Origin of the sequence: Aliibacillus thermotolerans, assembly GCF_027853235.1 — a bacterium.
Classification (GTDB): Bacteria; Bacillota; Bacilli; order Bacillales; family Marinococcaceae; genus Aliibacillus; species Aliibacillus thermotolerans.
Map to the genome: position 1 here is coordinate 36,299 of NZ_WKJG01000072.1, position 16,546 is coordinate 52,844.

General features: G+C 41.5%; 15 protein-coding genes. All 15 read right to left on the reverse strand.

All coding sequences use genetic code 11. The features are described 5' to 3' along the window. Position 1: 1 nt before the first annotated feature. The 15 genes from GJS40_RS11220 to ribF all read right to left on the reverse strand — a co-directional run bounded on the left by GJS40_RS11220 (position 2) and on the right by ribF (position 16,544). Positions 2–2,332, reverse strand: coding sequence for a DNA translocase FtsK (locus GJS40_RS11220; RefSeq protein WP_270897947.1), 2,331 nt, complete (start codon positions 2,330–2,332; stop codon positions 2–4). A 128-nt stretch (positions 2,333–2,460) separates the two neighbouring features. Continuing rightward, positions 2,461–2,682 (reverse strand): YlzJ-like family protein, encoded by a 222-nt coding sequence (locus tag GJS40_RS11225; protein WP_270897948.1) that lies wholly within the window; start codon positions 2,680–2,682, stop codon positions 2,461–2,463. Further along, positions 2,679–3,434 carry a ClpP family protease gene (locus GJS40_RS11230; RefSeq protein ID WP_270897949.1) on the reverse strand — a complete coding sequence of 252 codons (756 nt, stop codon included), beginning with the start codon at positions 3,432–3,434 and terminating at the stop codon, positions 2,679–2,681. Before GJS40_RS11230 ends, GJS40_RS11225 begins: the two co-directional genes overlap by 4 nt. 131 nt (positions 3,435–3,565) lie before the next feature. Next, entirely contained in the window at positions 3,566–5,233 is a 1,668-nt protein-coding gene (locus GJS40_RS11235; protein ID WP_377901893.1) for a ribonuclease J, read from the reverse strand. Between the two features lie 157 nt (positions 5,234–5,390). After that, positions 5,391–6,260 (reverse strand): 4-hydroxy-tetrahydrodipicolinate synthase, encoded by an 870-nt coding sequence (gene dapA / locus GJS40_RS11240; RefSeq protein ID WP_270897950.1) that lies wholly within the window; start codon positions 6,258–6,260, stop codon positions 5,391–5,393. Next, positions 6,257–7,501 carry an aspartate kinase gene (gene dapG / locus GJS40_RS11245; protein WP_270897951.1) on the reverse strand — a complete coding sequence of 415 codons (1,245 nt, stop codon included), beginning with the start codon at positions 7,499–7,501 and terminating at the stop codon, positions 6,257–6,259. The genes dapA and dapG overlap by 4 nt, the downstream gene beginning before the upstream one ends. A gap of 10 nt (positions 7,502–7,511) precedes the next feature. After that, the gene (gene asd, locus GJS40_RS11250; protein WP_270897952.1) at positions 7,512–8,558 is read right to left on the reverse strand and encodes an aspartate-semialdehyde dehydrogenase; all 1,047 of its coding nucleotides are present in this window, start codon (positions 8,556–8,558) and stop codon (positions 7,512–7,514) included. Positions 8,559–8,660: 102 nt separating this feature from the next. Then, positions 8,661–9,257 (reverse strand): dipicolinate synthase subunit B, encoded by a 597-nt coding sequence (locus GJS40_RS11255; RefSeq protein ID WP_270897953.1) that lies wholly within the window; start codon positions 9,255–9,257, stop codon positions 8,661–8,663. A 2-nt stretch (positions 9,258–9,259) separates the two neighbouring features. Continuing rightward, complete coding sequence (gene dpaA / locus GJS40_RS11260) at positions 9,260–10,141, reverse strand: dipicolinic acid synthetase subunit A (RefSeq protein ID WP_270897954.1); 882 nt, start codon at positions 10,139–10,141, stop codon at positions 9,260–9,262. A gap of 125 nt (positions 10,142–10,266) precedes the next feature. Further along, complete coding sequence (locus GJS40_RS11265) at positions 10,267–10,506, reverse strand: YlmC/YmxH family sporulation protein (RefSeq protein WP_270897955.1); 240 nt, start codon at positions 10,504–10,506, stop codon at positions 10,267–10,269. Between the two features lie 27 nt (positions 10,507–10,533). Further along, positions 10,534–11,790 (reverse strand): M16 family metallopeptidase, encoded by a 1,257-nt coding sequence (locus GJS40_RS11270; RefSeq protein ID WP_270897956.1) that lies wholly within the window; start codon positions 11,788–11,790, stop codon positions 10,534–10,536. Between the two features lie 17 nt (positions 11,791–11,807). Continuing rightward, complete coding sequence (locus tag GJS40_RS11275) at positions 11,808–12,773, reverse strand: polysaccharide deacetylase family protein (RefSeq protein WP_270897957.1); 966 nt, start codon at positions 12,771–12,773, stop codon at positions 11,808–11,810. 103 nt (positions 12,774–12,876) lie between these two features. After that, the gene (locus GJS40_RS11280) at positions 12,877–14,973 is read right to left on the reverse strand and encodes a polyribonucleotide nucleotidyltransferase (RefSeq protein WP_270897958.1); all 2,097 of its coding nucleotides are present in this window, start codon (positions 14,971–14,973) and stop codon (positions 12,877–12,879) included. Between the two features lie 208 nt (positions 14,974–15,181). Then, complete coding sequence (gene rpsO, locus GJS40_RS11285; RefSeq protein ID WP_270897959.1) at positions 15,182–15,451, reverse strand: 30S ribosomal protein S15; 270 nt, start codon at positions 15,449–15,451, stop codon at positions 15,182–15,184. Positions 15,452–15,584: 133 nt separating this feature from the next. Beyond that, positions 15,585–16,544 carry a riboflavin biosynthesis protein RibF gene (ribF, locus tag GJS40_RS11290; protein ID WP_377901887.1) on the reverse strand — a complete coding sequence of 320 codons (960 nt, stop codon included), beginning with the start codon at positions 16,542–16,544 and terminating at the stop codon, positions 15,585–15,587. Positions 16,545–16,546 lie beyond the last annotated feature (2 nt).

Genomic DNA, 16,546 nt, shown 5'->3' on the forward strand with positions numbered 1-16,546 from the left:
TCTATTGCGTCTCTATAGAGGGAGTGTCGTTTTCTTGTTCTTTTGATAATAACACTTTCCTTGGTTTACTTCCTTCATAAGGGCCGACAACTCCGCGGCGTTCCATTTCGTCAATAAGTCGCGCAGCACGGGTGTATCCGATGCGAAAACGGCGTTGGAGCATGGAAACGGAGGCGCTTTGCATATGAAGGACTAAATCCACCGCTTCAGGATATAATTCATCTTCCACTTCTTCCTCAATTTCAGGTTCATCTTCCGGAATCATCTCTTCTTCATAGCTTGCTTTTTGCTGGGCAATTACTGCTTCCACCACTCGTTCCACTTCTTCGTCAGAAACAAAAGCCCCTTGAATCCGAGTAGACTTATTGGCACCAACTGGATGATAGAGCATATCCCCTTTTCCTAACAACTTTTCTGCTCCAGCTGCATCTAAAATAGTGCGTGAATCCGTTTGAGAAGAGACACCAAAAGCAATTCGAGACGGAATGTTCGCTTTAATGACTCCGGTGATAACATCGACAGAAGGGCGTTGGGTAGCGATAATCATATGAATGCCAGCAGCCCGTGCCATTTGGGCAAGGCGAGTGATGGCATCTTCTACGTCGCTTGATGCAACCATCATCAAATCCGCTAATTCATCCACGATGACGATGATGTATGGAAGAAGCCGTTCTTTTTCTTCTTGCTGTTTGTTTCGCTCTTGAATGAGCTGATTGTATCCTTCCATGTTACGGGTTCCTGACTCAGAAAACAATTCATATCTTCGCTCCATTTCCGCCACTACTTTTTTCAGTGCTTGTGCCGCTTTTTTCGGGTCCGTTACGACCGGTGCCAACAAATGAGGGATGCCGTTGTACACATTTAATTCAACCATTTTCGGGTCAATCATCATCATTTTCACTTCATCCGGACGAGCTTTCATTAAAATACTTGTAATCATCCCATTAATGCAAACGCTTTTCCCACTTCCTGTCGCACCAGCTACAAGCAAATGAGGCATTTTATTTAATGACGCCATCACTGGCTCCCCGGAAATATCACGGCCAAGGGCAACGGATAAAACGTGATCATTTTCTTTTCCAGCCGACTCCAGCACTTCCCGTAGCGTGACCATGGAAACGGATTGATTCGGTACTTCAATTCCGATCGCTGCTTTACCAGGAATTGGCGCTTCCATTCGAATATCTTTTGCAGCAAGGGCTAATGCTAAATCATCCGCAAGGTTTACAATTTTACTTACTTTCACTCCAGTGTTCGGCTGTACTTCATATTTCGTCACAGCCGGACCAACATGCACTTCATTGACACGAGCATGAACCCCAAAACTATGTAACGTTTCTTCAAGTTTTCGTGCATTGCGGGAGACGAAACGCGTTTCCTGCTGCTCTTGATTGGGAGATGCTGCCCGTAGTAATGAAATGCTCGGTAACTCATAGGATTCATTATTTTTCTCTTCCAAATGAAATTCCAATTCTTTCGATTTCTCTTCTTTTTGGTCGGCGGTAGATGATAAAGATTGTTTCGGCTTTGAAGGAGTCGCAGGTTCTTCTTCTAAAGTGTTTGTATCTTCTGCGAAATTATAGATAATCGGTTCTTGTGCTGGTTCTTCTCTTTCTTCCGTAGGCAATTCTCTTTTTACGCGTTTGTTCTCTTTTGGTTGAGGGGATGGTTGTTTTTTTTGTTTGAGCCATTCCTTCGTATGATTCGACCACTTGGTCACTTTTTTTCGCGCTGATTTCCAAATGGGGACACTTTTTTCTTTGACATATCGCATCACATCTTGAATGGATAAGCCAGTAATCAGGAGAAATGATAATAAAAACAGCAAAATGGAGACAATCCGCGTGCCGCCCATATCAAATAAAAAGTACATAAAAATAAAAAGAAGGGCGCCAATCATACCTCCACCAAGATCGCTCACAATTCCCCGGTCAAATGGATCAAGGATGAATAAATCCCACGTCGTAACTAACGCGCTTTCTTGTTGAAATTCTCCTAATGCTTGTAAATTCTCAAACATTTTCACGTGACTTAATAATAGGAAGGTAAGTAGGGCAAGATACAATCCCATCATTCTTCTTCCCGTCATGCGAGGAAAAGAACGTTTCACAATAAAAGTCGCAGCAATGATTAATACGGCAATATTAATGATAATATGCCACTCTCCTGCAAGAAAACGAAACAATGATAACGTAATATCGCCCACACGTCCAAGTTGAAACAGCGAAAGCAAACCAATGGTAAAAAGAATAAGACCGGTAATTTCAAATTTTAATTGTTTTTTCCATTCTTTTTTGGAAGTTCTTCTTTTTCGTTTTGTTTTCTTTGCCACGTTGCCACCTCGCTTTCCATCCGCTGATATATGTAAACTGTCACAAGAAGAGGGCTGTCTTTATGATGACAGGCCCTTTCTTTTAAACAGTTCGTTTCGTTCTTGTATGATTATAACATATCTTACCTTTATTTCTCTTCTAAGGGAGCGGACCAAATCGTACCTGGTTGATAGTCCGAGCGTAGATAATCGGCAGGATTCGAACTATGAAGAGAACAAACGAGCCACGTTTCTTCCCGTTTTTCCAACGTAATGACACCATGTTTAATCGGAATTGTTTTTTTGTTGTTGAATTGCGTAGGATCGGTTGGAAACACCTCGTCCATTGTAAGAGGAGTGTAGATAATCATTGCAATTGCCCTCCTTGTTCGTTGTGATGACGAATCAGTTCATTTAATTTCGAAAGGGCACTGCCAATTCCACCTACTTCATTAATTAAACCGTGGGAGACTGCTTCCGGACCGATGACATTGGTACCGATATCTCTCGTTAAATTTCCTTTCGCAAACATCAGTTCTTTAAAAGTTTCTTCTTTTACATTGGAATGTTGAGAGACAAAACGAATGACTCTTTCTTGCATTTTATCTAAATACTCAAAGGTTTGTGGGACTCCAATAACAAGTCCTGTCAAGCGAATCGGGTGAATCGTCATCGTGGCGGTTTCCGCAATGAAACTGTAATCGGCAGCCACCGCAATGGGAACACCAATCGAATGACCTCCTCCAAGCACAAGAGTAACGGTCGGTTTGCTCATACTTGCAATCATTTCAGAAATCGCAAGACCAGCTTCTACATCCCCTCCTACTGTGTTTAAGACGATTAACAGCCCTTCCACCTTCTCATTTTGCTCTGCTGCTACAAGCTGTGGGATAATATGTTCATATTTTGTTGTTTTGTTTTGAGGAGGAAGTTGCATATGCCCTTCCACTTGTCCAACAATCGTAATACAGTGAATGTTTGATTGTTCCATATCAATGACATTCGTCTGACCGAGTTCCCGAATTTTATTGACTAAGCCCCCGTCTTTGTTTTCGTTTTCTTCTGGTTGGGTCGGCGCCGGAGACGATGGGGTCGTACTTTTTATATTTTCTTTATCATACATCTTCATTCCTCCTTTACAACTAGTATGACGCTCCCTTTTTGAATCATGCATCCTCTTTCTATTTCTCATGTCGGAAACGAAAAAAGCATACTACGTCTAGAAGTCATTTTCTATCCGTAGTATGCTATCATCTATACTTCCATAATAATCGGTAAGATCATCGGTCGGCGTTTCGTTTTTTCGTATAAATAACGACTTAATACGTCGCGAATATTGCTTTTTAACGTAGACCACTCATTGACATTTTCACTCATGCATTCCTTTAACGTAGCAGTTACTTTATCGTTTGCTTCTTGCAGTAATTTTTCGGACTCTCGCACGTAAACAAACCCACGAGAGATGATGTCCGGTCCAGAAGCAATCGCACCATTTTTTTTATTTAACGTAACAACAACTACTAAGATGCCATCTTCTGACAATAAACGTCGGTCGCGGAGAACAATATTTCCTACATCGCCAATCCCTAACCCATCAATTAAAACATTCCCCGCCGGCACTTTTCCGCTTCGTTTTCCTTGTCCATCGACAAATTCGACGCAATCCCCTTTATCCAGTAGAAAGATGTGTTCACGCAGCACTCCTGTTTTTTCGGCCAATTCACCGTGAGCAAATTGCATGCGATATTCCCCGTGGACAGGAATAAAATATTTCGGCTTTAAAAGATTCAGCATAAAAAGTAATTCCTCTTGGCTAGCATGACCGGACACATGGATATTTTTATCCCCATAAATCACGTCAGCTCCCGCTTGGTATAAATGGTCAATGGTTTTCGCTATCGTCTTTTCATTTCCTGGTGCAGGATTGGCAGCAATAATGACCGTGTCATTCGGACGAATGGAGATATGACGATGGGCTCCTTTTGCCATTAATGCAAGCACAGACATCGGTTCTCCTTGACTTCCGGTACATAATATCGTGATTTCATCATCCTTTAACTGATCGACTTTATCAATGGGAATCAACAGATCATCATCACAATGAAGATGTCCTAATTGACGAGCAATATGGACAATTTTTTGTAAACTTTTTTCCGATATGACTACTTTTCTTCCTTGTTCCAGAGAAGCATCGAGTACTTGTTGAATGCGATGAATATTTGAGGCAAAGGTAGTAACGATTAATCGTCCTTCTGCTTCTTGAAATACTTCGCGAATGCCTTGTCCAGCCACTGTTTCTGAAGGAGTGTATCCGGGAACCTCTGCATTCGTGCTGTCCGATAACAAACAAAGAACGCCTTCTCTTCCGAGGCGAGTGAGTGTTTCAATATCAGTAAATACCCCATCCACTGGCATTTGATCTAATTTAAAATCACCGGTATAAACAATCGCTCCTTGAGAAGTGTGAATAGATACACCGAGAGAACCGGGAATGCTATGCGCAGTGCTAAAAAATCGCACTTCTAACTTTCCGGCTTTTAACGTCGTGTTTTCATGAATGACACGTAAATCAGCTTTTTGTTTCACTTTTTTTTCTTTCAACTGTTCTTCGACGAGACCGAGCGTTAATTTTGTTCCATATATCGGGGGATTTAATTTTTTAAAAATATAAGGTAAAGCCCCGATATGATCTTCATGACCGTGCGTTAACACGATGCCTCTAATCCGATCTTTATTTTGGACAAGATAAGAAATGTCAGGGATGACAATATCAACGCCAAGCATGTCCTCTTCTGGAAATATCAGTCCTGCATCTAAAACGAGAATATCTTCGTCTAATTCGATGACGTACATGTTTTTTCCAATTTCTCCAACACCGCCCAGAGAAAAAACACGCACGACTTCCTTTGTATCGTTTACCAAATCAATTTCCTCCTACTATTATCCATTCTTTCACTTACTTTACGATATCGATGATGATTCCTTTTGAAACGACCCGAACCGAAGCACTTGGTTGTAGTATAACGCAAATCAAATTGGAAATACAAGACATATTCATGAACGTAAAAAAAGCCTAGTGTTACACCAGGCTAAATAATTGTTTCATTTTGTTCCAATCACTCTCTTTTAACGGTAACAATGGTGGGCGGGGATAAGAAGTGATAATTCCTAATTCATTTAACATCGCTTTAATAGGCGTTGGATTCGGTGCGACAAAGCAACCTTTCATTTTTGGAAGCAGTTTTCGATACAGTGTTGCTGCCTCCTGGATGTTTCCTGCCGAAAATTCTTCCATCATTTGTTTTAAATCCCGACCGATTAAGTGAGAAGCGACGGATACTACTCCTGTTCCTCCGACGGACATGATTGGTAACGTCATGGAGTCGTCTCCGCTATATACGTGGAAGTTTTCCGGGGTGTTTTCAATGACGGTGGCAATTTGTTCGATGTCGCCGCTTGCTTCTTTTACCGAAGTAACATTCGGGATGCTAGAGAGCCGAACAATCGTTGTCGGATCCATATTAATGACACATCTTCCGGGGATGTTATAAATCATTACAGGTAAATGTGTTGCTTTTGCGATCGTTTGAAAATGATGAAAAAGACCTTCTTGGTTTGGCTTATTGTAATAAGGAGTAACAATCATCACACCGTCCACGCCTTGTGTGGTCGCTTTTTCTGTCAGTTCGACGGAATAACGGGTATCATTGGTACCCGTTCCTGCTAATACGTAGGCACGATCAGCAACGATTTCTTTCACGCGTTGAAACAAAAATAATTTTTCCTCGGTAGAAAGCGTTGGGGACTCCCCCGTCGTACCTGCCACTACAATCCCATCCGTACCGGTGGAAAGCAAGTGTTCAATTAACGGTTCTAAAGCGTCTTTATCTAAGTTTCCTTGCTGATCAAACGGGGTGATCATTGCCGTTAGCAATTGTCCAAAATTCAATGACTCTCGCCCCTTTCTTTCGCCTGCCGTCCATCCGGGAAAGTCGCGTTGGCTAAGTCAAACGCTTCGTGAATCCGTAGTACTGCTTTTTCCATATCTTCACCTTTAATGAGTACCCAAATGGTCGTATGAGAATCAGCCGATTGTAAAATTTCAATCCCTTCATTGGCTAAAGCAGTGGCAATTTTTGCTGCTACTCCTGGTACTCCTGTCATCCCTGCTCCGACTGCAGACACTTTTGCACAACCTGAAATTGCTTCCGGTTCATACCCTTTATGACGAAGTAACGTGATTGCGCGATCTTTTTGTTCATCGGAAACAGTAAAACGAATGAGTTTCGGTTGGATATTAATAAAATCGACCGATATATCCGCTTTGGCAATCGTATCAAATACTTCTTTTTGGAGATGAACGGAAGCTTCTCCTTTGACCGTAATCTGGGTGACATGAGATAAATGTGCGACACCTGTAATTAACCGTTCCTTCACTCCTTTTTGGTCCGTAATGGTCGTTCCGATTTCTCCCTTATACAAGGAACGAACATAGATGGGGATTTTATTTTGCATCGCAATCTCTACTGCCCGTGGATGAATCACTTTCGCTCCTTGATAAGCAAAATTACATATTTCTTCGTATGTCACTGTTCGTATCGTGACAGCGTTTGACACAATGCGAGGATCTGCGGTCATGACGCCTTCCACGTCCGTGTAAATATCAACATACTCAGCATGTAAAGAAGAGGCCAATGCCGTGGCAGACGTATCGCTACCTCCTCGACCGAGCGTCGTAATTTCGTCGTTTCGAGACTTGCCTTGAAACCCTGCCACGACGATTACCTCATAATCAGACGAGAACAAATCCATGATTTTCGTTGTGTCCACATCTACAATACGAGCCTCTCCAAATGTGTCATCCGTAGTAATTCCTGCTTGAAAACCAGTAAGAGCCATTGCTTTTAAACCAACGGAACAGAGAAGATCCGTAAACACCACCGCGGAGATTATTTCTCCACAAGAAAGAAGCATATCCCTTTCGCGTGGCATCTCTTTCATTGCCGTAGAACGTATCAGTCCGAGGAGCGTATCCGTCGCATATGGATCTCCTTTACGGCCCATTGCCGACACAACGACAACCACTTTCTTCCCTTGAAATACAGCACGTTTCACGTGACTAGCTGCAACCTTTCTCGTTTCATCCGTTTGAACGGACGTGCCGCCAAATTTTTGAACGACAATGTTCATATAGGCCCCCTTATGATAGAGCTCCCAGTTTGATAATACTTTCTGCTATTTGTATCGTATTATATGCAGCACCTTTTATTAAGTTGTCAGAAACAACCCAAAAATGGTATCCTTGTTCATTATCTAAATCGCGACGGACTCTTCCTACAAACACATCCGGTAATCCGACACAATCGACAGCCATTGGATACTCTTGTTCTGCTGGATTATCTTTTAACGTAATCCCTGCTCCATTCGCAATGACTTCTTTTAATTCTTCCACGGATGGAGAACCGTTTTCCACTTCCACATAGACAGACTCAGAATGTCCTGTTTCTACCGGAAGACGAACGCAAGTTGCTGCCACCGCGAGTTGATTGTCTCCCAAGATTTTTTTCGTTTCATTTATCATTTTCATTTCTTCAAAAGTATAGCCATTCTCTTGAAATTTATCGATTTGAGGAATCGCGTTAAAAGCAATTTGATAATGCTTTTTGTCACTGCCTACTGGTAAAATTTCAGGCTGAACATCTTTTCCTGCTAACACATCTTGTGTTTGACTCTTCATTTCTTCCACGGCGGAAAGACCGGCTCCAGATACGGCTTGATAGGTGGAAACAATGACACGTTTTAAGCCGTACTTTTCTCGAATGGGCTTGAGTGCCACTACCATTTGAATCGTGGAACAATTTGGATTGGACACGATTCCTTGATGATTTTTTACCGCTTCTTCATTCACTTCCGGGACGACGAGCGGAACGTTTTCATCCATCCGATAAGCGCTCGTGTTATCAACAACGACCGCGCCATGTTTCACCGCTTCCGGTGCAAGAGCTTTGGAAACCGAACCCCCAGCCGAAAAGAATGCGATATCTATTCCTTGAAAAGATGCAGGCGTTGCTTCTTCTAATGTATATTCTTTATTTTGAAACGTCATCTTTTTTCCAGCAGAACGTTTCGATGAAAGTAAACGAAGTTCATTAATCGGAAAGTTCTTTTCTTCTAAAATACGAACAATTTGTTGACCTACTGCACCTGTTGCTCCTACTACTGCAATATTAAACTCATTTTTTGACATCTATGAATACCCCTTCCAGTACAATTTACAGCTATTTCGATGAATAACTGTTTCTATTGTAACATAATAGATTCCATCTCATTTCGCAATATTCCTCTCGTTTTAATCTTTATATTTTTCTATGATGACAGGCTGATATTGACGACCAGAAAGCGCTTCTTCCAATGTCATAGCGATTGCTTCCATTCTTGCAACAAGTGATGTTGGTTTTTTGATTGGATTATCTTGCCCGAAAGGTACAAAGTAAATATTTTTAGCATTCATCAACTTCATTAGGTTTTGTCCATTTAACCCGAGGGCATCATTAGTAGAGATTGCTAATACAACTGGTTTTTGGTTTCGTAGTGTCGCTTTCGCGGTCATAAGCACTGGGCTATCGGTGATGGCATTGGCGAATTTACTGAGCGAATTTCCGGTTAATGGTGCAATGACCATTGCATCCAATGGCGTTTTCGGTCCAAAAGGTTCTGCTTTTACGATGGAATCGACAATGTCATTTTTCCCAGACGCCTCTTTGATTTTTTTGATCCACTTTTCCTTCGAACCAAATTTTGTGTCAGTAGTTAATACAGTAGGGGTAACAATGGGATAAATATCTGCACCTTTGTCGCGTAACTCTTTCATGTATGGGATGGCTTCTTCCAAGGTGCAATGACTTCCCGTGACTCCGAAACCAATCCGTTTCTTTTGAAAAGGCATGGTTACGCCTCCTTTTCTAATAATAGATCAATTAATACTTGCGCGAGTATCCGCCCGGCTGTCACTGGTGCGACTCTTCCGGGTAAACCCGGTGCCAGCAACGCTTTCATTCCTCTTTTCTTTGCATAGTCAAAATCCGTCCCTCCCGGCGCGGAAGCAAGATCGATAATTAACATTCGCGAGGAAGCATGAGTGAGAACTTCTTTTGATAAGACAAGGGCGGGGATCGTATTCACGCAAATATCTCCGTCCTTGACGATATCACTTAACGCATTTGTATGAAATGTCGTAAACCCCATCACTTCCGCTCTTGCTTTTTCAGAAGTAGCGTTTGTGACTACTTTTACATATGCACCGAGGGAGGAAAAGGTGTCTGCAATCGTCTGACCCGTGCGGCCAAAGCCTAACACAATGGTACGTGAACCGTGGATGGTGATATCCGTTTCTTGAAGCGCCATGAGTAACGTTCCTTCCGCAGATGGAATGGAATTATAAATGGCAATATCATCTCTTTCTAACAACTTGTGATATGGACGCGGATATTTTGTTAACAACGCATGCAATGATGTTGTATGAATACCAGTTATGACGACACAATTTGATTTTGTTCTTTTCACCCATTCCTCTTGAAGAATCACGTTCTGTTTAGCAAATACCGCTTCCACTTTATTTCCTTCTTTCAATCCACTAACCGGTAGCAAAATCGCATCCACATCCGGCCACGGAACATCTCCGTATCCATTCGCTTTTACGATATCAAAAGCATGACGATTCCATTTTTCAAAACCGATGAGATATACGCGTATTCCGTGACGTAAACATTGTTCCGCAATTTCTGTTTGTCTCGCATCTCCTCCAATAATGACGAGCTTTTTCTTTTTCATTTGTTGTCTCTCTCCTTCAGCGTCGAGTCGACTCTTATACTTTATGAAAAAGCACATGATAAGTGAAAACTTCTATCCGAATACAAAAAAGAGCGGCGATGCGCCCCTCTTTTTGCTTCGATATGCTATTGTAAATGCGTTGGATCAATAATAATACAGTCATCTCCAATACGGTCGATATGTTTCCACGGAATCATCCACTCTTTTCTTTTTTTTCGAAGGAAACGAGGACTTTGCGGAAAAACAAGGGATGTAATTTTCCCGGTTTTCTCATCAAAAATGACATCAACATCTCCTGGAACCCCAAGCTTTTCCCCGCGCTTTCGATCAATCACTTCTAATTTGCTTATTTCGCTCAAACGCACAAATGTTCCCTTCCTCTCTTTCTCATATTAAAAGGATGACGAATGCGTTGTGACAGATGATGGCAATGTTCCTTCTCGACTAATCAACGAGAAGGCATAGTCCTCTCGTATTATGTACTGTGCGATTCTATCGATATCTTCCAAAGTGACTCGATCAATATGTTCCATCACTTCATCTAATGTAAAGTGTTTGTTTTGCAGTAATTCATTTTTACCATTGCGATTCATTCGACTGTTTGTGCTCTCTAAATTTAACATAAAGCTTCCTTTTAATTGTTCTTTTCCGTTTTCTAATTCTTTGTTGGTCATCCCTTCTTTTCGCAACTTATTCAGTGACTGCATCGTTTTTTCCACTAATTCATCGACCTGTTCGAGGGCTGTTCCGGCATAAATTGTTAACAACCCTGTATCTTGAAAAGAAAGATGGTAAGAAAAAACAGAATAAGCAAGGCCACTTTCTTCTCTTATATCTTGAAATAATCGACTGCTCATGCTGCCACCAAGGGCGTTATTCAACAAGGTCAGTGCATACATGTCGTCGTGACCAAGCGGAAGGCCAGGAAAACCAAAACAAACATGGGCTTGTTCTGTATCTTTTTCCCGAACAATTTTGTTTGTAGATATCTTTGGTCGGGTGAGAGAAACGGAAGAAGAGAACGTAGTAACATGCCCAAATTTCTCTTTGATTGCTTCTATCACCTTTTCTGAAATGTTTCCTGCCAGGGAAATAACAATGCGATCCGCTGTGTAAAATTGCTCTTTATAACGAAGTAAGTGCTCTGGAGTGAAGGAAAGAACGGATTCTTTCGTTCCTAAAATAGGGCGCCCCAGTGCATGACTACCAAAATATGCTTCTCCTAACATGTCATGAATGATATCATCCGGAGTATCTTCTACCATTTTTATTTCTTCTAATATGACATTTTGTTCTTTTTTAAATTCTTCCTTTTGAAAAGTTGAATGAAAAAACATATCTGCTAAAATGTCGAGCGCAACGCTTGCATGTTGATCCAGTACCCTTGCGTAAAAACAAGTGTATTCTTTTGAAGTAAAAGCATTCACTTGCCCACCGATTTTATCAAAACTTTCCGCAATTTCTGTGGCCGTCCGGCTCGTCGTTCCTTTAAAAAACATATGTTCTAAAAAATGAGAAATTCCACGATTTTCCACTGTTTCATAGCGAGAGCCGGCACCAACCCAAATCCCGATTGAAAGAGATCGCATCGATGGCATATGTTCGGTAACGATGCGCACGCCATTGTCTAATATGATTTTTTCTACCAAAAAAAATCCCCCTTGTTTCACGAATCAACTTCCGGTATTCTCGTCTCGTCCAATAAATGACCAACTGTGTTTATGTGAATACCTTTTTCTTTGATCTGGTGGATCATGTCTGTCAGTCCTATTTTCGTAGCAGCGGTCGGATGCATTAAAATAATAGAACCATTTTCTACTTCGGCTGCTACACGGGCTGCCATGTGATGTGGTTCTGGATTTTTCCAGTCAATCGTATCCACTGTCCATAAAATCGTATACATATCCATCTGCCGCGCTATTTTGACGACATCGTTATTATAGCTACCTGAAGGTGGAGCAAACAATGTTGGCTGAACAGACAAAACTGCTTCTAACACTTCATTCGTCTTGGAAAGCTCTTCTTTGATTTTTTCTCGCGAAGATTGGTTTAAATCAGGATGAGAATACGCATGACTGCCAACTTCATGGCCTTCTTCCATAATCATTTTAGCTAATTTTGGATGTTTTTGCACCCATCTTCCTTCCAGAAAAAAAGTAGCTCGAACATTTTCTTTTCTCAACGTTTGTAATATCGCGGGAAGATGTTCTTCTCCCCATGAGACGTTTACTGCAAAGGAGGCCATTGGTTTATTTGGATTCCCTCGATAAATCGGTGCCGGTGGTAAATCTTTCAATTGCACTTCCGGTTGAATATTTTTAAATACAATTTTTTTCTCATCAAATACACCTTTTTCCGCCATTTTCTCATAAGAAGCTTTCATATCCACTACTCTCCCGCTATATCCTGGAATAGCTTTCCACACTTTATCGACCACCGCATTCATCGGGGCTTCATTATATGTTTTAGCGGCTTCTTCTAATTCTGTATATAAAGATGTTATGTTCTGAGTGACCACAGCTGTTTCTTTTTCCAAGCCGATCTCTTGATAGGACGAGAATGATTCTTCATGCATAAATAAAATGACACTTACTACTAAAAAAAGTATCGTCGTCACAAATTGCTTCTTCATTTCGTTTCCCCCTCGCTTTATTCTATGCGCGAAGAAGGAATCTTTAGAACAACAGAAGAAGCCTAGACAAAAAGAACTTGGCTATTGCCAAGCACCTTTTCGATTATTTTTCTTTTTTACTTTCTTCCATTAATACTGCTTTCCGGGATAAATTAATTCTTCCCTGTTGATCAATTTCGGTGACCCGTACGACAATCTCATCACCAACTTTGACGACATCTTCCACTTTATTCACACGGTCTTTCGAGAGTTGGGAAATATGGACGAGTCCATCTTTTCCTTTAAATAATTCGACGAACGCTCCGAATTTTTCAATTCGTTTCACTACTCCTAAATACGTTTCTCCTACTTTGACTTCTCGGACTAAGTCTTCAATCATTTGTTTTGCTTTCTTGTTTGCTTCTACATCGGAAGAAGAAATATAAATGGTTCCGTCTTGTTCAATGTCAATTTTAACTCCGGTATCTTCAATAATCTGATTAATCGTTTTCCCACTTGGACCGATGACTTCCCTAATTTTTTCTGGGTCAATCACCATCGTTAAAATTTTAGGAGCATATTCGGATAATTCTTTTCTCGACTCCGCAATCGCTTCGTGCATGTTTTCCAACACTTTTAAACGAGCTTCTTTTGCTTGTGCCAATGCTTCTTTTAAAATGTCTTCTCCTATGCCGGTAATTTTAATGTCCATTTGCAAAGCGGTAATTCCATTTTCTGTCCCGGCTACTTTAAAGTCCATGTCCCCTAAAGCGTCTTCCATCCCTTGAATGTCCGTTAAAATGGTAACATCATCGCCTTCTTTCACAAGACCCATCGCAATCCCTGCCACCGGTGCTTTAATCGGAACACCCGCATCCATCATGGCTAAAATGCTCGCGCAAATACTCGCTTGGGAAGATGAACCATTGGATTCAAGTACTTCCGAGACGAGTCGAATCGTATAAGGAAATTCTTTTTCATCCGGAACGACCGGTTCTAATGCTCGTTCTCCAAGGGCACCATGACCGATTTCACGTCGTCCTGGAGCGCGCATCGGACCGGTTTCTCCTACGCTAAATGGCGGGAAGTTATAATGATGCATGAATCGTTTTGATTCTTCCATGCCAAGTCCATCAATAATTTGAACGTCGCCGAGTGCTCCCAACGTACAGACGCTTAACACTTGCGTTTGTCCCCGTGTAAATAAACCTGAACCGTGCGTACGCGGTAATAAATTGACTTGAGAATCTAAATCTCTAATTTCTTCCGGTGCACGACCATCTGGACGGATACGTTCTTTCGTAATTAATTTGCGCGTCTCTTCTTTTAACATTTGTTGAAAAATGTCATTGACTTCTTCCTGTTCCTCTTCATCAAATTCCGTTAAAATGGCTTCCAAGACATCGTCAATTGCTGCTTCTCTTTCCTGTTTGTCTTTCGTTTGAATCGCTTCTTTTAAACGAGCTTCACCAAGTTCATGCACTCGTTCAACGAGTGATTCATCAGGAAGTTGCAACTCCACTTCCATTTTTTCTTTTGCGCCAACTTGTTCAATAATTTCTTCTTGAAAAGAAATCAATCGTTTAATTTCTTCATGGGCAAAGAGAATCGCTTCTAACATGACATCTTCCGAAACTTCTTTTGCCCCCGCTTCCACCATGTTAATGGCTTCTTTTGTTCCAGCGACGGTTAAATCCAGATCACTTTTCTCCCATTGTTCGGAAGTCGGGTTAATGATAAACTCTCCGTCAATTCTTCCAACGTGGACACCACCAATTGGTCCTGAAAACGGAATATCAGACAAACAAAGGGCAAGGGAAGAGCCAATCATCGCCGCCATCTCCGATGAACAGTCTTGATCCACACTCATAACCATGCTGACCACTTGCACTTCATTTCTGAATCCATCAGGAAAAAGCGGACGAATTGGGCGATCAATTAATCGACTAGTTAATACCGCTGCTTCACTCGGTCTTCCTTCCCGTTTAATAAACCCTCCCGGGATTTTCCCGGCAGCATACAACCGTTCTTCGTAATTGACGGTGAGCGGGAAAAAAGGTAAATCTTTCGGTTCTTTTGACGCGGTGGCAGTCGCTAATACAGCCGTATCACCGTATCTTACTAATGCCGCGCCATTTGCTTGTTTTGCAAGTTGACCGGTTTCAATTTTCAGTTCTCGACCTGACCAGTTATAGACAAATGTTTGTTTCTTTTGTTCCATATTTCAACTAATGCCTCCTGAATTTACTGTCTTCATATTGTGTCCACTCTTTCCCTATTTTACAATTATATAAAATGAAAAGAAAGGACATGGTTCTACTCCATAAAATAACCCCCGTACCACAGCACAAGTGATACAGGGGATGAGGTTGCTTTCATCTTGAAAAGCCTGCGTCTTCCGTATCTACGCTCCCCGATGTCCGATGTGACTATCGGCGTAGGCCGAGCTTTTGAATCAAATTCCGATAACGGACAACGTCTTTATTACGCAAATACGTTAATAAATTCCGGCGTCTACCAACCATTTTCAAAAGACCACGACGTGAATGGTGATCTTTTTTATGTTCACGCAAATGTTCGTTTAAGTTGTTAATTTGCTCCGTTAAAATTGCCACTTGAACTTCCGGAGAACCCGTATCATTTTCATGAGTTTTAAACTCTTCAATAATTTCTTGTTTACGCTCTTGTGTCAATGCCACAATCACTACCTCCTTTCATATTCTTACCGCCAATTCCCCTAGCCAAACGTCGGAGGCACGTCTCGCCAAGGCAATGGCTATTCATTACAATGTATAGCGTACCGTTTTTTACGTTCAAATGCAAGAGAATTCCTTAATTTGCGCGAAAAAATTGTTGTGCTACGTGCACATCTCGATGCATTTGAGCAATCAATGCATCGATGGAAGAAAATTTTTGTTCCGAGCGAATAAATTCGTACCAATCAACGATGACCTTTTTCCCGTAAATGTTTTGATGGAAATCGAATATATATACTTCAATTTCCGGGTCTGCTGTTTTTTCTTCATGAAATGTTGGTTTATAGCCGACGTTACAAACCCCTTCATACCACCTGTCATTCACTTGTAGTTTCACTGCATACACCCCTGTTTTTGGGAACAAATAAGGTTCGGATACGGCTATATTCGCTGTCGGAAAACCGATCGTTCTTCCTCGCTTTTCTCCGTGTACCACAGTCCCTCTCATGCGATAAGGACGACCAAGTAAACGATGAACAAGCGCCATGTCCCCTTCTTCAATTCCGTCTCTAATTTGACTCGATCCTATCTTTTCTCCGTTTTCACTAATTTTTTCAATGACCGTGTGGGACACTTTTCCCTTTGCGTGTTCAGGAAACGAGGCCATGTCCCCTTCTCCCTTGTACCCGTAAGTATAATCAAAACCAGCAACGACGTGTTTGACACCAAGGTTGATAATATATTGCTCGACAAAAGTAGACGGAGCGATGGAAGCAAAGGCTTTATCAAACTTGACTATAAAGAGATAATCCACTCCAAGGGCTTTCATTTGCTCTTTTTTTTCTTCCACCGGGGTAATGTAACGAAACGAATCGACGGAAAGAGTGGGAGACAACACCACTTTTGGATGCGGATGAAACGTCATCACCCCAAAAGAAATATTTTTGTTTCTTGCGATGTTTTTTGCTGTTTCTAACAACGTTTGATGCGCTCGGTGTACCCCGTCAAAATAGCCCAAAGCCAATACCATATCGGGATAGGGGAGAGGGAATGTTTGAATGGAGTCGTTTAAATAAATCGTTTCCAATGGATTCACCT